This is a genomic window from Methylobacterium platani, assembly GCF_001653715.1.
GTDB lineage: Bacteria > Pseudomonadota > Alphaproteobacteria > Rhizobiales > Beijerinckiaceae > Methylobacterium > Methylobacterium platani.
The window spans coordinates 1,873-24,820 of sequence record NZ_LWHQ01000055.1; the positions used below are offsets into that span (position 1 = coordinate 1,873).

At 68.1% G+C, this 22,948-nt stretch carries 23 protein-coding genes, 2 tRNA genes, 1 pseudogene and 1 CRISPR repeat array; of the genes and pseudogenes, 16 read left to right on the forward strand and 10 right to left on the reverse strand.

From position 1 onward, the window contains the following. The 3 genes from A5481_RS33905 to A5481_RS25360 all read left to right on the forward strand — a co-directional run. Window positions 1-466: hypothetical protein (locus A5481_RS33905; RefSeq protein WP_064504407.1), on the forward strand; the 466-nt coding region annotated here is incomplete at its 5' end. Window positions 467-475: 9 nt separating this feature from the next. Beyond that, on the forward strand, window positions 476-1,015 hold the full coding sequence (locus A5481_RS25355; RefSeq protein WP_245238789.1) for a hypothetical protein: 540 nt from the start codon (window positions 476-478) through the stop codon (window positions 1,013-1,015). Then, on the forward strand, window positions 987-1,376 hold the full coding sequence (locus A5481_RS25360) for a hypothetical protein (RefSeq protein WP_048433783.1): 390 nt from the start codon (window positions 987-989) through the stop codon (window positions 1,374-1,376). The genes A5481_RS25355 and A5481_RS25360 overlap by 29 nt, the downstream gene beginning before the upstream one ends. A 394-nt stretch (window positions 1,377-1,770) precedes the next feature. Here A5481_RS25360 and A5481_RS35400 read toward each other — a convergent pair. Beyond that, window positions 1,771-2,024, reverse strand: a pseudogene (locus tag A5481_RS35400) (hypothetical protein). A 178-nt stretch (window positions 2,025-2,202) separates the two neighbouring features. Between A5481_RS35400 and A5481_RS33910 the strand changes: the two are divergent. The 4 genes from A5481_RS33910 (at window position 2,203) to A5481_RS25380 (ending at window position 6,225) form a co-directional block, all read left to right on the forward strand. Beyond that, window positions 2,203-3,084 (forward strand): hypothetical protein, encoded by an 882-nt coding sequence (locus A5481_RS33910; protein ID WP_156311820.1) that lies wholly within the window; start codon window positions 2,203-2,205, stop codon window positions 3,082-3,084. A gap of 134 nt (window positions 3,085-3,218) precedes the next feature. Beyond that, window positions 3,219-3,935, forward strand: a complete 717-nt coding sequence (locus tag A5481_RS33915; protein WP_156311819.1) for a hypothetical protein — start codon at window positions 3,219-3,221, stop codon at window positions 3,933-3,935. A gap of 533 nt (window positions 3,936-4,468) precedes the next feature. Then, window positions 4,469-4,933: a LexA family protein gene (locus tag A5481_RS25375; RefSeq protein ID WP_048433781.1), complete on the forward strand. Its 465-nt coding sequence runs from the start codon at window positions 4,469-4,471 to the stop codon at window positions 4,931-4,933. Continuing rightward, window positions 4,930-6,225 carry a Y-family DNA polymerase gene (locus tag A5481_RS25380; protein ID WP_048433780.1) on the forward strand — a complete coding sequence of 432 codons (1,296 nt, stop codon included), beginning with the start codon at window positions 4,930-4,932 and terminating at the stop codon, window positions 6,223-6,225. The genes A5481_RS25375 and A5481_RS25380 overlap by 4 nt, the downstream gene beginning before the upstream one ends. A gap of 634 nt (window positions 6,226-6,859) precedes the next feature. On the opposite strand, the gene A5481_RS25385 is transcribed toward A5481_RS25380, so the two are convergent. From A5481_RS25385 to A5481_RS35405, 4 genes are all read right to left on the reverse strand, one after another. Continuing rightward, entirely contained in the window at window positions 6,860-7,114 is a 255-nt protein-coding gene (locus A5481_RS25385) for a hypothetical protein (protein ID WP_053082353.1), read from the reverse strand. A gap of 88 nt (window positions 7,115-7,202) precedes the next feature. Next, window positions 7,203-7,907: a Fic family protein gene (locus A5481_RS32800; RefSeq protein WP_082173099.1), complete on the reverse strand. Its 705-nt coding sequence runs from the start codon at window positions 7,905-7,907 to the stop codon at window positions 7,203-7,205. Window positions 7,908-8,593: 686 nt separating this feature from the next. Then, a complete protein-coding gene (locus A5481_RS25395) occupies window positions 8,594-8,842 on the reverse strand; it encodes a hypothetical protein (protein ID WP_048433778.1) in 249 nt (82 codons plus the stop codon). Then, a complete protein-coding gene (locus A5481_RS35405; protein WP_245238787.1) occupies window positions 8,839-9,072 on the reverse strand; it encodes a hypothetical protein in 234 nt (77 codons plus the stop codon). The genes A5481_RS25395 and A5481_RS35405 overlap by 4 nt, the downstream gene beginning before the upstream one ends. A 608-nt stretch (window positions 9,073-9,680) precedes the next feature. Here A5481_RS35405 and A5481_RS25405 point away from each other — a divergent pair. Beyond that, window positions 9,681-9,893 (forward strand): hypothetical protein, encoded by a 213-nt coding sequence (locus A5481_RS25405; protein ID WP_048433776.1) that lies wholly within the window; start codon window positions 9,681-9,683, stop codon window positions 9,891-9,893. A 26-nt stretch (window positions 9,894-9,919) separates the two neighbouring features. On the opposite strand, the gene A5481_RS33920 is transcribed toward A5481_RS25405, so the two are convergent. The 5 genes from A5481_RS33920 to A5481_RS25425 form a co-directional block, all read right to left on the reverse strand. Next, entirely contained in the window at window positions 9,920-10,087 is a 168-nt protein-coding gene (locus A5481_RS33920) for a hypothetical protein (RefSeq protein WP_156311818.1), read from the reverse strand. Window positions 10,088-10,155: 68 nt separating this feature from the next. Next, window positions 10,156-10,350, reverse strand: a complete 195-nt coding sequence (locus A5481_RS25410; protein ID WP_210179222.1) for a hypothetical protein — start codon at window positions 10,348-10,350, stop codon at window positions 10,156-10,158. 224 nt (window positions 10,351-10,574) lie between these two features. Further along, complete coding sequence (locus tag A5481_RS25415; protein WP_048433774.1) at window positions 10,575-10,781, reverse strand: hypothetical protein; 207 nt, start codon at window positions 10,779-10,781, stop codon at window positions 10,575-10,577. Between the two features lie 79 nt (window positions 10,782-10,860). Further along, window positions 10,861-10,935: transfer RNA gene (locus tag A5481_RS25420), tRNA-Val, on the reverse strand. A 151-nt stretch (window positions 10,936-11,086) separates the two neighbouring features. Continuing rightward, window positions 11,087-11,161 (reverse strand) — tRNA-Val (locus A5481_RS25425). 181 nt (window positions 11,162-11,342) lie between these two features. Here A5481_RS25425 and A5481_RS25430 point away from each other — a divergent pair. The 8 genes from A5481_RS25430 (at window position 11,343) to cas2e (ending at window position 22,921) form a co-directional block, all read left to right on the forward strand. After that, on the forward strand, window positions 11,343-14,021 hold the full coding sequence (locus A5481_RS25430; RefSeq protein ID WP_048433773.1) for a CRISPR-associated helicase/endonuclease Cas3: 2,679 nt from the start codon (window positions 11,343-11,345) through the stop codon (window positions 14,019-14,021). A gap of 140 nt (window positions 14,022-14,161) precedes the next feature. Further along, a CRISPR array of direct repeats spans window positions 14,162-16,101; the repeat unit is 29 nt; unit sequence GTGTTCCCCGCAGGCGCGGGGATGAACCG. A gap of 485 nt (window positions 16,102-16,586) precedes the next feature. Beyond that, complete coding sequence (casA, locus tag A5481_RS25435; protein WP_053082352.1) at window positions 16,587-18,323, forward strand: type I-E CRISPR-associated protein Cse1/CasA; 1,737 nt, start codon at window positions 16,587-16,589, stop codon at window positions 18,321-18,323. After that, entirely contained in the window at window positions 18,320-18,967 is a 648-nt protein-coding gene (gene casB / locus A5481_RS25440; RefSeq protein ID WP_053082351.1) for a type I-E CRISPR-associated protein Cse2/CasB, read from the forward strand. The genes casA and casB overlap by 4 nt, the downstream gene beginning before the upstream one ends. Window positions 18,968-18,993: 26 nt before the next feature. Next, window positions 18,994-20,079: a type I-E CRISPR-associated protein Cas7/Cse4/CasC gene (gene cas7e / locus A5481_RS25445; protein ID WP_048433772.1), complete on the forward strand. Its 1,086-nt coding sequence runs from the start codon at window positions 18,994-18,996 to the stop codon at window positions 20,077-20,079. Further along, window positions 20,079-20,873: a type I-E CRISPR-associated protein Cas5/CasD gene (gene cas5e / locus A5481_RS25450; RefSeq protein ID WP_048433771.1), complete on the forward strand. Its 795-nt coding sequence runs from the start codon at window positions 20,079-20,081 to the stop codon at window positions 20,871-20,873. The genes cas7e and cas5e overlap by 1 nt, the downstream gene beginning before the upstream one ends. Continuing rightward, window positions 20,870-21,673, forward strand: coding sequence for a type I-E CRISPR-associated protein Cas6/Cse3/CasE (gene cas6e, locus A5481_RS25455; protein WP_048433770.1), 804 nt, complete (start codon window positions 20,870-20,872; stop codon window positions 21,671-21,673). Before cas5e ends, cas6e begins: the two co-directional genes overlap by 4 nt. After that, window positions 21,670-22,617 (forward strand): type I-E CRISPR-associated endonuclease Cas1e, encoded by a 948-nt coding sequence (gene cas1e / locus A5481_RS25460; protein ID WP_048433769.1) that lies wholly within the window; start codon window positions 21,670-21,672, stop codon window positions 22,615-22,617. The genes cas6e and cas1e overlap by 4 nt, the downstream gene beginning before the upstream one ends. A 13-nt stretch (window positions 22,618-22,630) precedes the next feature. Then, window positions 22,631-22,921: a type I-E CRISPR-associated endoribonuclease Cas2e gene (cas2e, locus tag A5481_RS25465; protein WP_048433768.1), complete on the forward strand. Its 291-nt coding sequence runs from the start codon at window positions 22,631-22,633 to the stop codon at window positions 22,919-22,921. Window positions 22,922-22,948 lie beyond the last annotated feature (27 nt).

Genomic DNA, 22,948 nt, shown 5'->3' on the forward strand with positions numbered 1-22,948 from the left:
CGCCGGGCCGGCGCTCGCCGCCGAGGTCGCCACCGTCGGCGGCACGTCGATCGATCTGCCCTGGGGCGCTTGGCTCGCTGCGGCCATGCCGTCGGTCGCGTCGGTCGCCGTCACGATCCTGGGCGGTGTCGCCAGCGCCGCGCTCGCGAAGCTGGCGCCCTGGGCGACGCTCTTCATCAGCCAGAAGCGCATCGAAGCGACGATCCAGACCGGCCTCGACTACGGCATCAACGCCGTGCAGGGCGCCACCAAGGACGCCAAGCTGACGGTGCCGGTCGGCTCCCAGGTGCTCGCCGTCGCCCTGCAGCGGATCATCGACAGCACGCCCTCCAAGATCATCGACGCGGTGGGCGGCCCGGCCGAGATCGCCAAGCGCCTGTTCCGGGCGATGCACCTCGACGAGAACTCGTCCGCGGCGCTGATCCTGGAGCCGATCCTGGCGCGCCTGCCGGCGACGGCACGGTAGGCGCGAGCCTTGAAGGTCTACGATTCCGATCCGGCGATCAACGAACGGATCCGCCGCGCCGTCCGCTACGGGCAGACGCGGTGGGCCGAGGTGTGGTTGTCGTTGATCATGGTGACGTTTGGGGCAGTCCTGCTCTACCCCGAGCCCACCTTCGTCGGCCCGGCTTGGCGGGTCATTGCAGCCCTCGTGACGGAGCAGCAAGCCGGGGTCATCTCCATCACCTTCGGCGTCGTTCGCCTCACGGCCTTGTGGGTCAACGGGCGCCGCGGACGGGAGACGTCCCTGCTCCGCACGGTCGGCTGCGTAGCGGGGTTCTTCTTCTGGGCAGCGCTCTCGATCGGCTTCGCTGCGGCTTTCCCGCCGCTCTCCACCGGCATTGCGGTCTATGGGGTGCTCGCCATCGCCGAGCTGCACTCTTCCGGCCGGGCCGCGAGCGACATGGCGGCGGAAGACACCTTCGGCCTGCGCAAGCGTCGGCGGATCAACTTGGCAGCGGAGGCGGAGGAAAGGAGGCGGTCGCGTGGCGGATCCGTTGGCAACCCTCGATAGCTGGCCCGCCATCGCGATCGCAGCCACGGCGGCGGTGGCCGGTGCTCTGGTCCCTCTCAACGGCTTCGTGAAGACCCTCTTGGACTACCGGCTGGAGGCCAAGAAGGCGGAAGCGCTCCAACCTCAAACGGCTCGGGACATCGCGACGACGGCAGGCGGGGCGGTGTTCGACAGCATGGCAATTGCTGACCTCACTGCCGCCGTGAAGGGGCTTTCGGCCGCGATCGCTGCGGGCACTGCTTCTGACCAAGCCCGCCACGCTCAAGAGGCCGAGGTCTTGAATGTGAGGATCGCCGATGCCCTCGAGCAGTTGGCAGAGCAGAACCAGGGGCAGCACCGTCCGAGCCGCCCGCATCGGTGACAGGAACCACCTGACCGTCGATCCGTTGGCCGGTGTCTCATTGGAAACGAGGCTCCTACTTAAGCCCCGCCGGCGGTTGCCGAGCGGGGCTTTTTTACTCCTGCTCCCGAGCGCAGCTTCATCGTTTCGTCATCGAGCCGGCTTAGCGGTGACGAACTACCCGAGAAAACTTCAGCCCGCCCGGGTCACCCCGCGGCGGGCTTTTTGCTGTCCGGTCCCCACCGATCGGGCTACGGCACGTCCTGGCCGATCACGAGGCGCAACCCCCCATGCGTTAGCTGAAGTGGTGGATCGAGATGTAACACCGCAAGGTTGCAGAGCCCTCATTGGGGCATGTTCGATCCGACTAGCCCGCCCGGCTCTGTGCCGTGGCGGGTTTTTCGCTTCCTGCCCCTCACCCGCCGCTCACCTGCTCGGCGAAATCCTCCGGGATCTCCCCGAAGGTGCGAGGATCGTCACGCTCTCGAGCTCGCCCGTCGCGTCGTCCGCTACGATCCGCAACGCCGCCGCTCCCGGCATCCGCCCCGAGATCGCCTCGGCGCGCTTGATCACCCCACTTTCCGTTGGCGCTACGTCCCGCACGCTCGGCTGCAGCCACTTCCGGACGGCGTCGAATCGACATCTGAGGGTTGCCTTGACGCCTGTCATGAACTCATAAGCCAGACACGCACCTTAGCTCCGGCGACCGCTCACATGGCTGTCCCGGGGTACGACCGGAGGATCTGTGCAGGGTGAAGCCCCCTCATGGGAACGAATACCTATATCGAATTTGGCAATAAATTGACACATTGCATTCCGTTATGCAATGATATATTTTGGAAAATTGATGCGCCAGCCATATAATGCGACGGTATGCCCCTTTAATACAGAGTTTTATGCCAGGGGCTTGGAGAACATCGGTCAGGTCGAGATGGATCCAGCGTTCCGGATCCCGGTCTTACGTCGGTCCATCGATGGAACCGCACTCTCAGATGGCGTTGGCCCTTGGCCTTACCTGTGGATCGAAAGTGAAGCCGACATCACGAAGCTTTATGAAAGCTTCCGCCATCTAGTGACACTCTCGGTCGTGACGCAACCCGGCTACGTTCCAAAGGCAAAAGGCGGCGACGCCAAACTCTTGAAACAGCACTATGTCTATGACCCGAGCCTGCCCCGTCGCCCTCTTAGCCGACGTGCTCGTGAGCGGCTCTTGCGTTGCGAGGCGCATGCCGCCTTCGAAGTCATATCGGACAAAAAACAGCAGATGGAGATCGTTGGGCTCTATGAAGGCCTCAAGCATAGACGGGCGTTGACCGGCGGTCTCTTCGATCACAGCGCACGACACTTTGAGACCATATCTGAATTAAATAACGGGATTTTTTTTCGCGTAACAGACAAATATGGAGTAGGTGCAATCGCGTGCGGAGTTGCATTTGCTGGAATTCTTCAAGTTCTACATACAGTAATTTCTGAACATGGCCTTCGTTGGAATGCATCCTATCTCCTCATGCATGGCTTGCAGAACTACGTACACACCCATGGGCTGCGTCTGCTGACCGGCGGGATGCCGGATGCAGGTGCAGACGGACTTCGGACATTTAAGGAGCGCTGGGCGAACGATTTCACACCGGTTTACCTGCTGCGCATCGTCAACGATCAGCGTCGGTATGCAGAACTCTGCTCCGGCAAGAACGGCGACACCTATTTCCCAGCTTATAGGCAAAAATAATGCTCCAAAGACCTGATCCACGTTCACGCCGTGTATTTCTGATTTGGGCGCCCCCCTACACACATCGAAGCTCTGGGGTTAGGGCGCTCTATCGGCTATGCCATCATCTTAACGAGGCTGGTTACCCAAGCGCCATGCTTGCGGGTGAGGGCGATTCGGCTCACGAGTGGAATGCTCCGCTCCATGCGGGGCAGATTGACGATGCCATTGTCGTTTATCCGGAGATCGTTGCCGGCAATCCTTGCAATGCACGTAGGGTTATTAGATGGGCCTTGAACGAGCCTGGCCTCCTCGGCGGCGATGCTTCGTATGCGGAGGAAGAAATGGTCTTCGTCTACGACCCGCAGAAACTTGGAGTCGTCAGTAGGGCGGTCGGGCAACCGCTTGGACCGCGCCGGGTGCTATGGCTTGGGCTGGTTGATCCAGCACACATTTATCCTTCAATTGCGTTCGAAAGGACGATGAATTGTTCATTTACAAACAAAGGATTTGGGCTGCACAAGCGTTTCCCTCGTCATCCCGACGAAGGCATCGTTCCGATTGAAGACATCACTCCAACGATGGCCAGTCTTGGGGATGTTTTGCGTAGGACACGCATCTTATATTCATACGATCACTATAGTAATATTTTACGAGAAGCTGTGATTTGTGGATGTAATGTTCTGGTTATTGACGAAAATGGCAATTGGCATGACCCGCAAACGTGTGGATGTAAAAAAAATATCTTATGGCATGAGGGATTTCGCCAAAATTACGCATATCAATTCCATAATAGAAAGTTTGTAAAATCCTTCATTGCAGAAATCCGCACGAAGTGGATTGTTCCGGCGCCAGTGATAAATAGTGTATGATAAGTCTATACACTGGATCCGCCATGATAAAAAAATTATAATGTTTTTTTCGTCGTATTAAATATCAAAATATTCTGTGGTTATGAGATAATTAATTCCATCATTATTCCAAATAGTGGCATATTATTTGGTCCGTGCATCAGCATATCGTCTGCCTATCTATATATGCAAGCTTCACTTGATTGATTTTTAGCAGCAGGCTGCTCAATGTAGTGATGTATATTCAATGGTAGTCTATGCCATATTCAAGGGAGTCGAGGAACTACGCCCACATCTGAGCGCGTTGAGAGACCCGGCCAAGGACACCTCTCTGCGCCCGGGTCCGCCCCTTCATTTACATCACGCCCGTATTTGTGCGGAGGAGCGTCCTCCGCTTCTGATGGATTGGGGCCGTGTGCACCATGACCCTGGTGCGCGACTTCAGTCCGATTTCCTGAACCCAGCATCCCCACTCAGCACAGGCCCGAAGCTCGGCCTTGACCGGGAACCGCAAGCCTGTTTGTTCTCTTTCCGTTCTAACAGGGAGGGCACACGTGAGTCTCTATCGGGTCGGTGCGGCGGCGGCGGATGCGGGCGGGCTCGTGCGGATCCCGTTCATGCTCCCGACGCTCTGCGCCGGTTTCCCGAGCCCCGCCGAGGACTTCATCGAGGGCGCACTGGAGCTGCCGCGCTGGCTCGTGCCAAACCCGCCGGCGACCTTCATCTGGCGCGTCCGCGGCTGGTGCATGAAGGGCGCCGGCATCCACGACGAGGATCTGGCTGTGGTCGATCGCTCGCTCTCACCCTCCTCGGGCGCAGTGGTGGTGGCGGTGGTCGGCGGTGAGATGAGCCTGAAGCGGCTGGTGATGACCGGCAACCGGCTGTCCCTCACGTTCGACAACCCGGAGATGGACGAGGAATTCGCCCTCGAGGATCTCGAGGAAGGCCTGCTCTGGGGCGTGCTGCTGTTCTCGGTGCGCTGGCACCATGTGAAGGCCCGTGCGAGCCTCGTGCGATGAGCCGTGCGATCGCGCTGATCGACGGCAACTCCTTCTACTGCTCCTGCGAGCGCGTGTTCGACCCGAAGCTAACCGGCGTGCCGGTGATCGTGCTCTCGAACAACGACGGCTGCGCCATCGCCCGCACCGCCGAGGCCAAGGCGCTCGGGATCAAGATGGGCGAGCCCTACTTCAAGATCCGCGACCTGTGCCGACGGCAGAAGGTGCGCGTCTTCTCCTCGAACTACGCCCTCTACGGCGACATGTCGGCCCGGGCGAATACCGTCTACCGCCAGTTCGCGCCGGACGTGGAGATATACTCGATCGACGAGAGCTTCCTGGACCTTTCCGACGTGCGCGAGCGCGACCGGGTGGCGCTCGCCCGGGACCTGCGCTCCACGGTGCGGCAGTGGACCGGCCTGCCGACTTGCGTCGGGATCGGGCCGACGAAGACGCTCGCGAAGCTCGCCAACCACATCGCCAAGACCATCCCGGAGCTCGGGGGCGTGTGCGACCTGTCCGACGAGGCGGAGCGCGCCGCCTGGATGGTCGGGATCTCGGTCGGCGAGGTCTGGGGCATCGGACGTGCCTCGCTGGCCCGCCTCACCGCCATGGGCGTCGATACGGTGGCGGACCTGCGCGACCTTGATCCCCGGCCGGCCCGCCAGTCGCTGACGGTGGTGGGTGAGCGCATCATCCACGAGCTGCGCGGCCGCGCCTGCCTGCCGCTCGAGATCGTGCCGGCCCGGCGCAAGGGCTGCGCGGTGACCCGCTCGTTCTCCAGCCGGATCACCGAGCGGACGGTGCTGGAGCAGGCGGTGGCGGCGCACGCCACGCGGCTCGGCGAGAAGCTGCGGCGCGACGGGCTCGCAGTGTCGGCGGTGACTGTCTTCTATCACACCAGCGAGCACGACCGCGGCGACCCGATGCGCGCGGTCTCGAAGGTGGTGCACCTGCCGGAGGCGACGAACGACAGCCGGCACCTCATCCAGGCGGCGCTCCACGGCGTCGCGAAGACTTGGCGCGAGCAGGGGCCGACGCCTTGGCGCTACAGCAAGGCGGGGCTGGTCACGAAGGATCTCGTGCCGCTCGACGGGGCGCCCCGGCCGCTATTCGGTGCCCTCGACCGGGAGAAGTCCGGTGCGCTGATGGCGGCGATGGACGCCTGCAACAGCCGGTTCGGGCGCGGCGCCGTGGTGCCGGCGCGGGCGGGGCTGGTCGAGAAGCGCACCTGGTCGACGAAGTTCGAGATGCGCTCGCCGCGGTTTACGACGCGGTTGAGCGAGGTGCCGAGGGTGTTTGCGGCACAGTAAGCGTCATTGTCAAGATTGCGGAACTAAATATCTTTTAGTAAATAAAATTATGTAATCCATACTGATGACGCGAGCAAACTCGAATTCCCACATAGAGAATGTTGCGCGTGTAGTTAATGACGAGCGTTCGCGTAGCTCGATTGCAATAATCAATACCCTGGGAGGGAAAGATGCGTATGCTAAGTACGTCGCTCTCGGCACTAATGATGATCGTTTGTGCTGTGCCGGCATTAGCGCGCTGTCAGCTGTATCTTCCAATGCGCATCGGCCCCACGACTGGAAATCCGGAAAAGGATACGATTGGGCTGTTCTGCGCGCAGCCTGACGCTTCCCCACCAGTAGTATCCGCCGCTGGCAGGCGCCCGTTGGTGCAAGTAGGCTCATCTACAGGGAACGTGGAAAAGGACACTGTAGGGTTCGCCCTCTCATCAGGTAGGGAGCAAGCCGCGCGGTGATCAAGGCATCGATCCCTGGATGAACTCCCGTGCCCCTTTGCGCGCGATCTCGCCAACGCCGGCCTAATGGGTATTGTCCAAATCCTTCTAGGCCGGGCAGCCCTGGATGTGGTGGCGGGTGAGATCGTGAAGTTCGCGTGCGATGACGTCCATGGGCTCAGGGTCGGTGGGAGGGTGAGTCATTCCTCCACGCCATAGAAGATGACCCGCTCCAGCGCTTCCTCGAAGGTCGCATGCTCGCCCGCGATCGGCTCGTAGAAGGCCTCGACCATTCGCTCGGCCGTAAACCACTCACGGGTCAGACCGCTCGGCTCATCCTTCTGCCAGCGGCGCACACGCCCGATCGATGCGTGGTCGAGGTAGACCTGTCGCGTGCTCGATTGCCTGTCCAGCCCTGGGAGCCAGGCTTCGTCGAAGGTGATCGGGATCGACATCAAGGCTCCTCTCGGGCTGCAGGCTACGCCCGCGCGCAAAGATGCAGCAAGCGCAGAGAGGCGTTCATCCGATGGATGCCAGCAGCGACTACGCGGGCGAAGCGTCGCGCTTATCAGAGGCATCATCAGCAGCAGCCCCGCTACCCGCCACCTGCTCAGCCGGTGAGAAATCAGCTAGTTGGATTTCGAGCAACCTACCCAGGTAATCCGCCATCGGGCTGAGATCGACAGATCCGGCGGCAAATGAGTTATCAAGTTTTTTCAATGCGTCATAGTATGGAGCCCTCTCGTCAGTAATAAGATCGATGACAGTGATATCTCCCGGCAGCCAAAATCCAAGCTTAAGGCAAAGGCACAAATACGAGAAAGCTCTAGCAGTACGTCCATTCCCATTTTTGAATGGATGCACCCAATTTATCCTCCATAGGACAAACCCAGCCACCGACAGCGGATCAGTAACATTCCATATATGATGGAGTTGCAAAAAGAAATCTTGCATCAAACTATCGACCTCTTCAAAAGGAGGCGGTTGATGTATTACTTTTGTAGCATTGCCAACCGCAACATTTGAGGTTCTGTAAGTTCCAGCGCTAGACAAAAGAAATAATGTCGCAGATCTATGAAGTTCGCTCAGTACAACATGGTTTGGTGTGATTGATGCGCCAGCCTTTTTAGCTTCGAGAGCGAGAATTTTTACCGCCGCTTCAAGTACGTTTGTCTGGTTTACGTAAAACAAAGGCTCAAGTTCATGAGCCAATTCGCGCCCGACACCATCCCAAAAAGTATCGACCATGATGACACCGCCGCAAAGAAAAACCGCCCGGCTTATGGCCGGGCGGTTCCATTAACGCATGATTGCGAATGAAGTTGCAATCAGACTGAAGCGGTTGTGCGTGACGGAGCGCGGCCGCTGCCGTTCATGTAGTCGACTGCGGCCTCGGCCTCCTCGCGCGTCATGTTAGAGTCGCGCGATCGAAGCCCCATGGCAAGGCTGACGCGCTGACGGCGTCGCTCCTCGGGTGACATCTGATGCTGCCGAGCCCGCTCGATAGCCTGCTGCAACGTTAGAGAGACCATAGGATCCCCTCCTCCTGAGCCCAATAGCCAAACCGCGCCGCACACCTTCTGGGTCGGCGGGGCTGCGTGGAATGGCCGAGTTCGTTTTGCCGATCCGTAGCCTGATATCGCTCTGGCGGCAAGCATGTTCCAGGGGCGGCATGGATCACAAGCGTGCCTTTGTCACTGTCGTCGTCGCCGCAACAATGTTCGTCAAGCGAATGGCGTGTCTACGTAAGCGCCACAATCAAAAATTATATAGCAGCGACAGGCACTTCGACCAGCAATTAGGCGGATGAGTGATCTGCACAGCAATAATGATACGAAAATTCATAGATATTCGACGCATAACCACTGTCTTATTTCAGGACAAGAAGAAATACTCACCGCGCCATCTGATGAAAACTCAGCAACAGGCGTGTCTCACCCCACCGGCGCTAGCAGGATCGCCGTCTTCACCGAGTTCCGCCGCCGGGCCGGCGTCGCATCCTCGACCGCGAGCTCGTCGGCCGACCACTGGTGCGCCAGGACGGCCGCGGCGACGTCGAGGCGGCTCTTTCCGATCTCCAGCACCACCGGCTTCGACGGGTCGGCGAGGTAGGCGGAGATCGCCGCGTCGAGGGCTTCGTCGGTGAGGAGGCCTTCGCGGTAGAGGTTGCCGCTGGTCTTCATCGCTTGCTCTCCCAGATCGGCACCATGCCCGCCTGCTTCACCGGCTCGTGCCGGTATGCGGTCCACCTCCCGAGCTTGATCCACTCGGGCGTCACCTCGTGCACGTCGACCGACAGGGTGACGAGGATCCCGCTGTAGTCCCCGCGGATCGTGCCGAGCTCCGGGTGGATCCCGAACAGCCGAAGCGTGTCCCAGCCGGCCGCGTCAGCCTGGACGCCCCACCGCTCCACGAACTCGCCGCACCGCCGATGGGTCTCACGCCACTCGTCAGGCCGGAGCCCGCGGCACGGGACGACGCCCGGCGACAGGCTGGCGAGACCGCGGGACCAAAAGAGAACGGTGGGTGGAAGGGTGGTTTCGGGCACGCTCGCCATCTAGACAAGGAACTGAAAAAAACGAGTTAGTTCAAGGACCGTCTAGACGCATCCGAATGAGCCTAAGTTCTTGTTTCTAAACATGTTATTGGCGGACTCTGACTCCGTTAGTCGTGGTTCGAATCCACGTCCCCCAGCCACCGTTCTTCTTCGAGCATGTGTCGACGATCCCATCTTACCAGGGGTCTGCCGGCTGCTCCCGGCCTCGGCATCGGACAGCCGCGTTCGAGCGGGCCCATCGCTCCTCCTGTCGACGAAATTCTCTTCCTGGGCACGGCCGACGTCGGACGTTCCGGCACGCCGCATGCGGAACGCGACCGGCTCACGGCGGTCGGTGCCGGGGCGCGAGGCCGCGGCGAAATTCCCGCGGCGCGTCGGAACGGATCGAGCGCCGGATCGTCATCCGGGCGGACGCGGCTCGCGCGATCGTCGCCCGACGAGGCGTTCCTGGGACCTGACAAGTCATGCTGCTCGACGAAGTGACGGACGCGCTCGGCGTCGGCGGCCTGTTTCGCGACGTGATGAAACCGCTCGACGTCTATCTGTCCAACGGCGAATGCGAGGCCGGGCACGCGACGGTGCGGGCCGCGGCCGGGCCGGCCACGGCGGACCGCGACGGCGTTGCCCGCCGCGAGACCGTCCGCCGGGTGCCGGAGGCGGTCTCGGCTCGCCGGTGATCGCCCCCGGGCTCGCGGCGTTCGCGTCAGGCCGAGCCTGACCAGTTCGAGCCTGACTCGGAGGAAACGATCTTGCGGTAGCAGGCCACCAGGGCGTCCGCCCCCTGCTCGTCGAGGTCCGCGACGACGATCTGGCTTCCGATGAACACCGTCCAGCGGCCGTCGTAGGTCTTCTCCGTGCGAACGTCGGGCATGCCGTGGCTCCTCGCTGTTCTAGGAAACGCCACAATGCATCGTTTGTGCCGCCGGCCGCACCCCTTCCTTAGCGCCCCTCGCGCGGCCGAAAGTGCGGATCGTAGGCGACCAGGCGTCCATCGGGCGTATCCGGGACGCGCCGCACGACGCGGTCGTTGATACCGTCGCGCCGCGGGAAGTGCGGATCGAAGGTGTCGGCCGGCGGCTTGCGGTGGGTCGCAGGTGTGCTGCCGGCTTCGGTCCGTGCGTGCCGTCTCTGCATCATCGATCCTCGCATGACGAAGACGCTACGCCGAGAGGATGAGCGATGCCTTAACCAAGCGCGTGCGACGGGCGGTCCTGCCGTGCGAGGCGCGCCCCGGGCTCGCCGGCACCGGAGCCGCGCTCCGGGACCGCATGCCGGTCCCGGCCCGGCCGGACCGCGGGTCGCCTGCGACAGGGAGGCGTCGGCGCGCTCTGTCCGCGGTCCCGTGGATCCGGCGGGCTTCAGCCCTCCGCCGCCCGCAGCGAGCGGGCGCAGGCCGAGAGGATCGCCCGGGCTCGGTCCGGATAGTCGTCCTGCAGCACGGCCTCGAGGGTGCCGACGGTCTCGGCCAGCAGCGCCTCGCCGTCGGCGACGCCCTGCTTGTGCAGCGCCACCGCGAGCGCGGTCGCCAGCGTGGCGAAGGCGACGCCTACATCCTGCTCGGTCATGGGAGACATCCTCGTCGTCGAGGCCCTGGTCGTACAGGCCGTGCCGTTCGACGGACAGATCCGGGATAAGGTGCGGTGATGGTGGGCGCGACAGGGATCGAACCTGTGACCCCTACGATGTCAACGTAGTGCTCTCCCGCTGAGCTACGCGCCCATCGGCCACCGCATGACGCCGCGCATCGCGACGCCTGCATGCGAGCCGGAACCGGCCCCGGAAACCGCGGGCCGTCTTACTCGTCACTGAACCCGGACCGTTCGGTCCGGCACCGCTCCGCTGGGAAAAGCCCCGACATCCGGAGTGGTGATGGTGGGCGCGACAGGGATCGAACCTGTGACCCCTACGATGTCAACGTAGTGCTCTCCCGCTGAGCTACGCGCCCTCGGTGCCGCGTGGCGCGGCGCCGGTGTGAGAGGGCGTATAGAGGCTGCCGCAGCGGGTGACAAGCCGGTTCCTGCGCCAACTCAGTTTTCCATTTCCGGCCCTCGACGCCACCGCCCCGCCGGCCGAGCCTGGCGGCCGGCTCGCGGGCGACGAATCGCGGGCGGCGCGGGGAGCGGACCATGGATCGGGAGGACAAGGCGTTCCGGCATTTCTGGGGCAAGGCCCGGCCCGAGGCCGGCGCGGCCCACGCCTTCCACCCGGCCTGGGCCCACGGCCTCGACGTGGCGGCGGCCGGCCGGGCCCTGCTGCGGGCGCGGCCGCGGGCGGCCCGGGCCCTGGCGGCGGGGCTCGGGCTCGACGGGCCGGCCTTCGAGGCGCTGTGGCTGCATCTCCTGGCCCTGCACGACATCGGGAAGTTCTCGCCGCTGTTCCAGGCCAAGGTGCCGGCGCTCGCCCCCGTCCCGCCGCTGCCGGGCGAGCGCGATCCCGGCCATCCGGCGGCGGGCCTGCTCCTCGTCGGCGGGGTCCTGGTCGGCGGGCTCCCCCTCGACCGCGCGGCGCCCTCCGGCCTGATGCGCGGCTGGCGGGGCCCGGCGCGCCACCGCCTGCTCCAGCCGATCTTCGGCCATCACGGCCGCCCGGTGGCGCTGCCGGACAGCTGGCAGCCGGAGGATTGGCGCGCGCTGTTCCCGGGCGAGGCGGCCGGGGCGGCCCTGGACTACTGGGAGGCGGTCGAGGCGCTGTTGCCGGCGCCCGAGGTGCCGGCTCCCGCCGAGGACGCCGCCGCGCGGGCGAGCTGGCCGCTCGCCGGGCTCACCGCCCTCGCCGACTGGATCGGCTCGAACCAGGCCTGGTTCCCCTACGCCGCGCCGGAGGCCGACCTTCCGGCCTACTGGGCCGAGGCCTGTGCCCGGGCCGAGGCGGCCCTGCGCGAGGCCGGGCTGGTGCCGGGGGCGCCCGGCCCGCGCCTGTCCTTCGCCGGCCTGACCGGCCTGTCCCTGCCGCCGACCGCGATCCAGGACTGGGCCGGGGCGGTCGCCCTGCCGGACGGGCCGCTGCTGATCCTGATCGAGGACGTGACCGGCGGCGGCAAGACCGAGGCCGCCCTGATGCTCGCCCACCGGCTCCTCGCCGCCGGCCGGGCCGACGGGCTCTACCTGGCGCTGCCCACCACCGCGACCGCCAACGCGATGGTCGACCGCCTGCTCCCCCTCGCCGCCCGGCTCTACGCCGACGGCGCGCGCCCGTCCCTCGCCCTCGCGCACGGCCGCGCGGCCCTGCATCCGCGCTTTCGCGCCGCCGCCCAGGGGTTCTCGCCGGCGGGACCCGCCCGGGGCGAGGAGGCGGATTCCGGCGCGGTCGCCCCGGCCTGGCTCGCCCGCGAGAGCCGCCGGGCGCTGCTCGCCGATCTCGGCGTCGGCACCCTCGACCAGGCGGTGCTGGCGGTGCTGCCGAACCGCTACGGCACCGTCCGCCTCGCCGGCCTCGCCGGCAAGGTGCTGATCGTCGACGAGGCCCACGCCTACGACGCCTATGTGAGCGCCGAGCTCGCCCGCCTCGTCGCGTTCCACGCCGCCGGCGGCGGCACCACCCTGGTCCTGTCCGCCACCCTGCCGGCCGCCGCCAAGGCCGAGCTCGTGACGAACTGGCGCCGCGGCGCCGGCGCGGCGGCCGCCGCGCTCGACCGGTCGGACTATCCCCTGGCGACCCTGCTCGCCCCCGGGCAGGCCCCGGTCGAGGCGCCGCTCGCGGCGCGGGCCGACCTGTGCCGCACCCTCGCGGTCGCCCGGGTGCCGGACGCGGCGGCAGCTCTGGCGCGGATCCGCATCGCGGCGGAGGCCGGGGCCTGCATCGCCTGGATCCGCAACAGCGTCGGCGACGCCCTCGACGGCGCGGCCGCCCTGCGCGCCGCCGGGCTCGATCCCGACCTGTTCCACGCCCGCTTCGCCGTCGCCGACCGGCTCGCGGTCGAGGACCGGGTGCGGGCGCGCTTCGGCAAGGCCTCGACGCCCGACATGCGCCGCGGCCGGGTGCTGGTGGCGACCCAGGTCGCCGAGAGCTCCCTCGACCTCGATTTCGATCTCGTGGTCACCGACCTCGCGCCGATCGATTCGGTGCTCCAGCGCGCCGGCCGCCTGTGGCGCCATGCCGGCCGCGACCGGCCGATCCCCGGCCCCGAGCTCGTCGTGGTCTCGCCCGATCCGGCGGGCGCGGTCGGCGCCGACTGGGCCTCCGCCGCCTTCCCGCGCGCGGCCTTCGTCTACCGCGACCACGCGATCCTCTGGCGCACGGCGCGGGAGCTCGCCGCCCGCCCGGCCTTCCGCGTGCCGCAGGACGTGCGCCCGGCGATCGAGGCGGTCTTCTCCGCCGACGAGACCGACCTGCCCGCGCCGCTGCTGCCGATCCACTTCGCGGCGGTCGGCCGGGCCGGCGCCGAGCGCGCCGCCGCCCGCGGCGCGCTCCTGGCCTTCGCGGAGGGCTACCGGCCCGACGGCCAGCCCTGGCCCGACGAGGGCACCGTGCCGACCCGCCTCGCCGAGGAGAGTCGCCTCCTGCGCCTCGCCCGGGTCGAGGACGGCCGGCTCGCGCCCTGGGCCGAGGCGGCCGACCGGCCCCTCGCCTGGGCCCTCTCCGAGGTCTCGGTCACGGTCCGCCGGCTGCGCGGCCACCTCGCCCCCGCCCCGTCCTGGCACGCCGCCGTCGCGGCGGCCCGCACCGGCTGGAGCCGCTTCGAGGACGACGTGATCCTCCTGCCCCTGGAGCCGCAGGCCGGCGGCACGTGGCGGGGCACGCTGGTGGCGGAGGATGGCGGGACGCTGACGCTGACCTACGGGCCGCGGCTCGGCCTCGTCCTCTGACGACCCTGGCGCCCGGCGCCGATCTGGGGCATCACCGGACCGGCTCCGGGCGCCGGATCGGGCGGCCGGAACGGAGCGGAAACGTCGGTGCGCTGTTTGACATCGTAAAAGGCGAGGCGGATCAATCGCTTCCAGAAGGAGTGTTCCCCGCAGGCGCGGGGATGAACCGCAGATGGTGAGGAACGCGGCGCCGGCATCGCCGTGTTCCCCGCAGGCGCGGGGATGAACCGAACCCGGGCGAGGGCCGAACCGAGCTGCGCCAGTGTTCCCCGCAGGCGCGGGGATGAACCGTCCTGACACGTACAATGAGTACATCAGAATAGGTGTTCCCCGCAGGCGCGGGGATGAACCGCCTGAGGAGCACGCGATGCCGACGACCTTACCGTGTTCCCCGCAGGCGCGGGGATGAACCGGACCCGGAAAGCTACTTCCGGTCCGTCAGCGAGTGTTCCCCGCAGGCGCGGGGATGAACCGACCTTCAGGCTGCAGTCACCCTGCACCACAAGGTGTTCCCCGCAGGCGCGGGGATGAACCGGCGTTCCGGTGGTACTACAGCACCGAGTGCCCGTGTTCCCCGCAGGCGCGGGGATGAACCGGCCTTGGCCTCCTCGTACTCATGATTGGCGATGTGTTCCCCGCAGGCGCGGGGATGAACCGTGTAACGAGTCCGGAATCCGATTCCGCTGGTGGTGTTCCCCGCAGGCGCGGGGATGAACCGTACGCTCACGCGAGCCTTGATGATCTTCGGCAGTGTTCCCCGCAGGCGCGGGGATGAACCGCCCGCTTCCTCGTCGCCCGCACGCCCGACGGGGTGTTCCCCGCAGGCGCGGGGATGAACCGAGGTGGTGATCGGCATCCCGGCGGATGCCCCGGTGTTCCCCGCAGGCGCGGGGATGAACCGCATTTGTCGACAAGATGGGAGGCGGCGATGTCGTGTTCCCCGCAGGCGCGGGGATGAACCGGCCTCGCGCACCGCCATCTCCTGGATCTCGGCGTGTTCCCCGCAGGCGCGGGGATGAACCGTTGTTAGTCGCCACACAGGGGCGACCCAAGCCGTGTTCCCCGCAGGCGCGGGGATGAACCGCGGAACGACGTTGCTGCCCAACGGCTCGGCAAGTGTTCCCCGCAGGCGCGGGGATGAACCGACCAGGAGCGGAGTTTTGACAAGGCCGAAAGCGTGTTCCCCGCAGGCGCGGGGATGAACCGGCCGAGGCGCGCTGCTGGATCGCGACGGTGTCGTGTTCCCCGCAGGCGCGGGGATGAACCGCCCTATCCAGGTCCCACCTCCCGGACGCCGCGGTGTTCCCCGCAGGCGCGGGGATGAACCGGCGCGGCCATTGACGCAGTAAAGCACCCGGGGGTGTTCCCCGCAGGCGCGGGGATGAACCGAGCGCGGCGAACGCCTCCCGACCGTGTACGGTGTGTTCCCCGCAGGCGCGGGGATGAACCGGTCCCTCTGGTCTGGTAGACCGTCACCGTACAGTGTTCCCCGCAGGCGCGGGGATGAACCGCGGCCGGAGAGCGGCGCCAGCCCGACCACGCGGTGTTCCCCGCAGGCGCGGGGATGAACCGATCGAGGCGCCGGACGTCGCGTTGAGGGGCACGTGTTCCCCGCAGGCGCGGGGATGAACCGTTCGGCTGTCAGGTACGCAAGAGCCGAAGCGCGTGTTCCCCGCAGGCGCGGGGATGAACCGTATGCCTTCCTGCGCGCCATCCGCTCAGCGATGTGTTCCCCGCAGGCGCGGGGATGAACCGCCGCTCACGCCACCGAGCGACACCGCGGCGTCGTGTTCCCCGCAGGCGCGGGGATGAACCGTCCGGGCGTGGGTCGGCGACGCAGAGGGCGCCGTGTTCCCCGCAGGCGCGGGGATGAACCGGTCTTGCGCACTATTGACGGATTTTTGTCCGCGTGTTCCCCGCAGGCGCGGGGATGAACCGCCGCGCGAACGCGGCATCACGCGCGGCCTCGGGTGTTCCCCGCAGGCGCGGGGATGAACCACCCCTCGACAGGATGCGGGAGGGAGGTATGCTGCGCGGCACCGCTCGCTACGGTGTTCCCCGCACGCGCGGTGATGAACCGACAGTGCCGGTCACGGTGGCTGGTTCAGCGGCGAGTTCCCTGCAGCCGCGGGGTTGAAGACAGTGCCGGTAACGGTATGACGCTTTCGCGGAACGTGGAAGGGTCGGTAGACTGACGGCGCGGCGCACCCGCCGCTCCGGTGCGGCCTTAGAGGGGAGTGTTCCATGTCCACGACGTGCAGTCTCAGTATTGCCCATAAGATCCGGATAGACATGTCGCGCTCGTCGCCGCAGCCGAACACGATCGTTCTGTCTCAATCGTCCAGGATCTCGATCAGGAGATAGCATTTCGGGGGCGAACCATCGCGCCGGCAGATGCGCCGGTCGTCCGCTCGATCGGTCCGGTCTATCGCCGCCCCCGCGAGCATGGCCTCCAGATGGAAAACAGTCTTCCGTCGGAGCGCGTCGGTCCGCCCTTGCCGTTACGCTCCGACCCGTGCAACCTTGGCCTGAGACGATCCAAGAACGATTCGCCCAGGGAGTGCCGTGGTCTCGCCCTTCTCCCTCCTGACCGAGGCCTGGATTCCCGTCCTGCGGGCGGACGGCGCGTTCGACACGATCCGGCCGGCCGACATCACCGCCGGTCTCGACAGGAATCCCGTCGTCGCTCCCGCCTGGGGCCGGGCGGATTTCGATGCGGCGACGCGGGAATTCTGGATCGGGCTGCTGGCGGCGGCCTGCGGCGCGCGGGTGGCCGCCGGCTGGTCGGACTGGTTCGAGGCGCCGCCGGAGCCCGCCGCGCTGGCCGCGGCCTTCGCCCCCCTCGCCGACGCCTTCGTGCTCGACGGTGACGGGCCGCGCTTCGGGCAGGATGCCGAGGAGATCGCCGGCGAGGCGGTGCCGGTGTCGCAACTGCTGATCGAGGCACCCGGCGCCAACACGGTGAAGAAAAATCTCGACCACTTCGTCCGCCGCGGCGGGGTCGAGACGCTGTCGCGGGCCGGGGCCGCCATGGCGTTGTTCACGCTCCAGACCTACGCCCCCGCGGGCGGCGCCGGCCACCGCGTCTCGGTGCGGGGCGGCGGCCCGCTGACCACGCTGCTGATCCCGGGAGCGCGGGATCGCACGGCGCCGGTGCCGCTGTGGCGCACCCTCTGGCTCGCGGTGCCGCGGCCGGAGGACGACGCGCCGCCGGCGCCCGGGCGGGTGTTTCCCTGGCTCGCCCCCACCCGGGTCTCGGACAAGGGCCGGACGACCACCGACAGCGACGTCGACCCGCTCCAGGCGTTCTGGGGCATGCCGCGGCGCATCCGCCTCGTCTTCGAGGCGAACCCCGAGGGGCGCCCCTGCGACCTCACCGGCCGCATCGACCCGGTGGCGGTGCGCGGCTACCGCACCCGGCCCTACGGCGCGAGCTACGTCGGCTTCCAGCATCCGCTCTCGCCGCATTACGCCACCAAGCCGGGCGAGCCGCCCCTGCCCGTCCACGGCCAGCCCGGCCGGATCGGCTATCGCCACTGGGTCGGCCTCGTCGTCGACGGCGAGGAGGACAAGACGAAGCGGTTCGTCGCCAAGGCGGTGCGTGCGGGCCTCGAGCGCCTGAAGGAGATGGACGATCCCTCGGCCCGCCTCGGCACCCGGCTGATCGCCGCCGGCTACGACATGGACAATATGAAAGCCCGGGACTTCGTCGAGAGCGAGATGCCGCTGCACCTCGCCGGCAAGGCCGAGTTCCGGCCCTACGACGCCACCGTGCGCCGGATGGTGCGGGGCGCCTTCGACGCCGAGTTCATCCTGCGCCTCGCCCTGAAGCAGGCCCTGTCGATCGAGAAGGGCGGCCTGCTCGATCTCGGCCGCGGGCGGTTCTGGGAGCGGACCGAGGCCGCCTTCGGGGCGACCCTGGCCGAGCTGGCGGGCCTCCTCCCGGTTGCGGGACTGGCCGCGACCGCGGTGCACCGGCCGACGCTGGAGGGCTGGCTCGCGGCGTTGCGGGCGGCCGTCACGGCGGTGTTCCGGGAGTTGGTACCGATCGAGGATCTCGCGGATCTCCGCCAGTCGGTCGTGGCGGACCGCGTCAAGGCCGAGATGGAGCTCGACCGGACGATGCGCGGCTACGGCAAGCTCGGCCAGACCCTGTTCAAGGCCCTCGACCTTCCCCCGCCCGAGACTGGGGCCGGCGCCAAGGGCACGGATAAGGGCAAGGACAAGGGCACGGACAAGGGCCGGGCCGGACCCGACGACGGCACAGCCAAGCCCGGCAAGGCCAAGGGAGGCCGCAAGTGAGCGCACGAGCGAGCGCAGACGCGCCGCGGGCGGATGGGCGCCCGCCCGCCGATCCCGACGACGTTCCGGAGATCCCGTACGACCGGCGCCGGAGGATCCGGCGCTGGTGGGACCGCCTGCCGCCGGGCCGGGCCGGCCTCGAGCCGCACCTCCTGTTCGACCGCGGCGCCCGGGCGCGCCTGCGCCGCGCCGCCTCGCCCCTCGACGTCCTCGACGAGGAGGTGGTGCACCATCTCCATCACGGCCTCGGCTACGGCCGGTGGAACGCCGCCGACACCCTGGTGCCGGTGGCGGTCGCGGCCTGCGTGCTCGCCCGCGTCAAGGCCGACAACCCGGCCCGGCCCCTCGCGGCCGTGCTCGGCCCGCCCTACGGCGTCAAGGACGCCCAGCCCCTGCTCTCCCCCCTGCGGCTCAAGCGCCTGACCACCGCCCGCGATCCCGACGACCTGCTGCGCCAGATGCGCCGCGCCGTCGACCTCGCGGGGGACCACCCGGTCGACGTCGCCGGCCTCGGCGAGACGATCCTGGCCTGGCTGGATTCCGAGCACGGCGACCGTGCCCGGGCGCTGTTCGCCTACGAGTACCACGCCGCCGCCCACCGGCCGCCCGGGCGGGCCTTCGCGCCCGCGCCCCCCGCCGCCTGACGCCTCCCTCCTGTCCCGAGCCGGTCATGACCACCTTCGTGCAGCTGCACCTCCTCACCGCCTACCCGCCCGCCAACCTCAACCGCGACGATACCGGCCGGCCGAAGACGGCGCGGTTCGGCAATGTCGACCGGCTGCGGGTGTCCTCGCAGGCGCTCAAGCGGGCCTGGCGCACCTCGGCCGGCTTCCGGGCCGCGCTGGTGGGCCATCTCGGCGCGCGCACCCAGCGCCTCGGCGAGGAGATCGAAGGCCATCTCTTGAAGAACGGTGTGGCGGAAACCGCGGCCCGCAAGGCGGCGCGCGAGGTCGCCGACGTGTTCGGCAAGATCAAGGGCGAGGCGGAAAAGTACCCGACCCGGATCGAGCAGCTCGTCTTCGTCTCGGCCGAGGAGCGGGCGGCCGCCCTGGCGCTGGCCGAGCGCATCGCCGCCGGCGAGAGCGTCGATCTCGCCAGGACCCCGCTGCTCAAGGCGGTCGACGGCGCGGTCGATATCGGCATGTTCGGCCGCATGCTGGCCGACGACCCGGATTTCAACCGCGAGGCGGCGGTGCAGGTGGCCCACGCCGTCACGACCCACCGGTCCGTGGTCGAGGACGATTACTACACCGCCATCGACGACCTGAAGACCCCGGCCGAGGATGCCGGCGCCGGCTTCGTCGGCGAGGCGGGGTTCGGCGCCGGCACCTTCTACCTCTATCTCTGCATCGACCGCGACCTCCTCACCCGCAACCTCGGCGGCGATGCCGACCTCGCCAAGCGCGGCCTCGCCGCGCTGATCCACGCCGCCGCGACGGTGGGGCCGAAGGGCAAGCAGGCGAGCTTCGCCAGCCGGGCGCTCGCCAGCTACGGCCTCGTCGAGGTCTCGGACGCCGCTCCCCACACCCTGGCGGCGGCGTTCCTGAAGCCCGTCGGCGGCGAGGACGTGCTGGCCGGCTCGATCGCGGCCTTCGAGGCGACGCGCGACGGCTTCCGCGCCGCCTACGACCTGCCGGAGAGCCGGCGCGACCGGGAGCCCGACGGCTGGCGCGGCAACGACGATCCCTGGCCGGTCTTCAACGTGCTCACCGGCGAGGGCAGCCTGAAGCGCCTGATCGCCTACGCGACGCGCTGATGCCCGCCGGCCTCGCCTTCACGCTCTACGCGCCCCTCGCAGGCCTCGGCGACCTTGCGGTGGGCGAGCGGCGCGGCGGCTTCGACCGCCCGGGCCGCTCGGCGATCCTCGGCCTCGTCGCGGCGGCCCTCGGCTACGACCGGACCGCCGAGGCGGAGCACGCCGCCCTCGACCGGGGCTACGCCCTCGCCCAGCGCGTGCGGCGCTCAGGCTCCCTGATGACCGACTACCACACCGTCCAGGCGCCGGGCGCCGAGCGCAAGTCCGCCTGGGCCACGCGGCGCGAGGCCCTGGACCGGCCCTCGCACCGGCTCAACACCCTGTTGTCGAGCCGCGACTACCGCGAGGACCTGTGGGTGGAGGTGGGGCTGGTGCACCTCCGCGACACCGAGGGCCCTCCCCCGGAAAAAATCGCCGAGGCCCTGCGGCGGCCGGCCTACACGCTCTATCTCGGCCGCAAGTCCTGCCCGCTCGGCCGCCCGCCGGCGCCCCGCTGCCTCGACGACGTGACGCGCCTCGCCGCCCTTCTGGACCTCGCGGGCGAGCCGACGTATCTGATGACCGATCGCGAGCCCTACCCGTTCGCGCCGCTGCGCTTGAACGAGGACTGGCACGAGGCCGTGGTCTACGCCGACCGCCACCCCGACCTCGAACCCCTGCTCGCCCCCGATTACGAGGCGATCCGCGTCGAGCGCCGCCGCGACCGGGTGACGAGCCGGGTGCGCCGGCAATTCGGCCTGCGCGACGAGATCGTCGCGACCCGCACGCGCCCGCAGCCGGAGGCCGACCGGTGAGCCTCTTCCTCAGCCGCGTGCGCCTGCGCCACGCCCCCGACACCGCCGCCCTCGCCCGTCTGCTGCTGCCGGAGGACGAGGACGCCCGCATCGCCGCCGGCCACCGGCTGATCTGGTCGCTGTTCGCCGACCATCCCGACCGCGAGCGCGACTTCCTGTGGCGCGAGGACGGCGGCTCGGCCTGGCAGCGCACCACCTTCCTGGTCCTGTCGGCCCGCGCGCCGGCCGGTGGCGGCGGCCTGTTCGAGGTCGAGAGCAAGCCCTTCGCCCCGGCCCTGGCGGAGGGCCAAGCTCTGCGCTTCCGCCTGCGGGCCGCCCCGTCCTTCAGTGTCCCGTCGAAGACGAAGGGCGAGCGGGGCAAGCGGGTCGATCCGGTCTGGCACGAGATGAGGAAGGACGAGCATCGTCCGAAGACCCTGTCGCCCGATGACCGGCAGGTGCTGCGACTCGAGATCGAACGTCAGGTCATCGGCGACTGGCTCACCCGCCAGGGTGCGGCATCCGGCTTCCGCCCGGTGACCGCGCCCGATGCGGCCGGCATCGTGCGGCCGGTGCTGACGATCGACGGCGACATCCAGCGCCGCCTGCCCTACGACGCCAAGCGCCTGCGCGAGACGCCGCGACGCAAGCCGCTGATCAAGCGGCGAGAGCACGATCACCCGGCCGTCGCCTTCACGACCTTCGACCTCGAGGGCGAGATCGTCGTCGAGGATCCGGCAAAATTCCTCGCCCAGCTCCCCAAGGGCTTCGGACGCGCCAAAGCGTTCGGCTGCGGCCTGATGCTGATCCGCCGGCCGTGAGCGCCTCCGCCCTCCCCGGCCTCGCCCCGCCGAAGCCGATCCCGATCCACGACCGCGCCTCCCTGGTCTTCATCGAGAAGGGCCGGCTCGACGTGCTCGACGGCGCCTTCGTGGTGGTGGACGAGCGCGGGGTGCGCACGCAGATCCCGGTCGGCGGGCTGGTCTGCCTGATGCTGGAGCCCGGTACCCGGGTCAGCCACGCGGCGGTGGCGCTGGCCGCCCGGGCCGGGACGCTGCTGGTCTGGTGCGGCGAGGCGGGGGTGCGGCTCTACGCGGCCGGCCAGCCCGGCGGCGCCCGCTCCGACCGGCTGCTCTGGCAGGCCCGCCTCGCCCTCGACGAGTCGGCCCGGCTCAAGGTGGTGCGGCGGATGTTCTCGCTGCGCTTCGACGAGGAGGCGCCCGAGCGCCGCTCCGTCGACCAGCTCCGCGGCATCGAGGGCGCGCGGGTGCGCCGCTTCTACGAGATCCAGGCGCAGCAGAACGGCGTCGAGTGGCGCCGCCGCGCCTACGACCGCGGCGACTGGGACGCCGCCGACATCCCCAACCGCTGCCTCTCGGCCGCGACCGCCTGCCTGCACGGCCTCGCCGAGGCCGCGATCCTCGCCGCCGGCTACGCGCCCGCGATCGGCTTCCTGCATTCCGGACGGCCGCTCTCCTTCGTCTACGACGTCGCCGACCTGTTCAAGTTCGAGACCGTGGTGCCGGTGGCGTTCAAGGTCGCCGGGCGCTCCGCCAAGGGGCTGCCGCTCCAGGGCTCCGTCGAGGGCGTGGTGCGGCGCGAGTGCCGCGACGTCTTCCGCAGGACGAAGCTCCTGGAACGCCTGATCCCGAGCATCGAGGACGTGCTGGCCGCCGGCGGCCTGCCGCCCCCGGGCGAGCCCGCCGACGCGCAACCCCCCGCCTTCACCGAGACCCCGTCCGGCGACGGGGGGCATCGCGGATGAGGGTATCGCGCGGATGATGGTCGTGGTGGTCGAGAACGCGCCGCCGCGCCTGCGCGGCCGCCTCGCGGTCTGGCTCGTCGAGGTGCGGGCGGGCGTCTATGTCGGCCAGTATTCCCGCCGCACCCGCGAGCGGATCTGGGCCGAGGTCCAGGCCGCCATCGGCGACGGCAACGGCGTCATCGCCTGGACCGCCCAGACCGATATCGGCTACGCCTTCGATACCTGCGGCCGGAACCGCCGCATGCCGGTCGACCTCGACGGCCTCCCCCTGGTCGCCTTCCACCCCGACGAGACGCCGCTCTGACCGGCTCCGGAACGGAGCGGAAACGTC

What these genes read in the sequence shown, in the direction of transcription:
- cas2e (WP_048433768.1), top strand. Translation starts at nt 22,631, where the DNA reads ATGATGGTCGTGGTGGTCGAGAACGCGCCGCCGCGCCTGCGCGGCCGC.
- A5481_RS33915 (WP_156311819.1), top strand. Translation starts at nt 3,219, where the DNA reads ATGCTTGCGGGTGAGGGCGATTCGGCTCACGAGTGGAATGCTCCGCTC.
- A5481_RS32800 (WP_082173099.1), bottom strand. Translation starts at nt 7,907, where the DNA reads ATGGTCGATACTTTTTGGGATGGTGTCGGGCGCGAATTGGCTCATGAA.
- A5481_RS33910 (WP_156311820.1), top strand. Translation starts at nt 2,203, where the DNA reads ATGCGCCAGCCATATAATGCGACGGTATGCCCCTTTAATACAGAGTTT.
- A5481_RS25405 (WP_048433776.1), top strand. Translation starts at nt 9,681, where the DNA reads ATGCTGCTCGACGAAGTGACGGACGCGCTCGGCGTCGGCGGCCTGTTT.
- cas5e (WP_048433771.1), top strand. Translation starts at nt 20,079, where the DNA reads ATGCCCGCCGGCCTCGCCTTCACGCTCTACGCGCCCCTCGCAGGCCTC.
- A5481_RS25430 (WP_048433773.1), top strand. Translation starts at nt 11,343, where the DNA reads ATGGATCGGGAGGACAAGGCGTTCCGGCATTTCTGGGGCAAGGCCCGG.
- cas7e (WP_048433772.1), top strand. Translation starts at nt 18,994, where the DNA reads ATGACCACCTTCGTGCAGCTGCACCTCCTCACCGCCTACCCGCCCGCC.
- A5481_RS25395 (WP_048433778.1), bottom strand. Translation starts at nt 8,842, where the DNA reads ATGAAGACCAGCGGCAACCTCTACCGCGAAGGCCTCCTCACCGACGAA.
- A5481_RS25410 (WP_210179222.1), bottom strand. Translation starts at nt 10,350, where the DNA reads ATGCAGAGACGGCACGCACGGACCGAAGCCGGCAGCACACCTGCGACC.
- A5481_RS25380 (WP_048433780.1), top strand. Translation starts at nt 4,930, where the DNA reads ATGAGCCGTGCGATCGCGCTGATCGACGGCAACTCCTTCTACTGCTCC.
- A5481_RS25415 (WP_048433774.1), bottom strand. Translation starts at nt 10,781, where the DNA reads ATGACCGAGCAGGATGTAGGCGTCGCCTTCGCCACGCTGGCGACCGCG.
- A5481_RS33920 (WP_156311818.1), bottom strand. Translation starts at nt 10,087, where the DNA reads ATGCCCGACGTTCGCACGGAGAAGACCTACGACGGCCGCTGGACGGTG.
- A5481_RS25385 (WP_053082353.1), bottom strand. Translation starts at nt 7,114, where the DNA reads ATGTCGATCCCGATCACCTTCGACGAAGCCTGGCTCCCAGGGCTGGAC.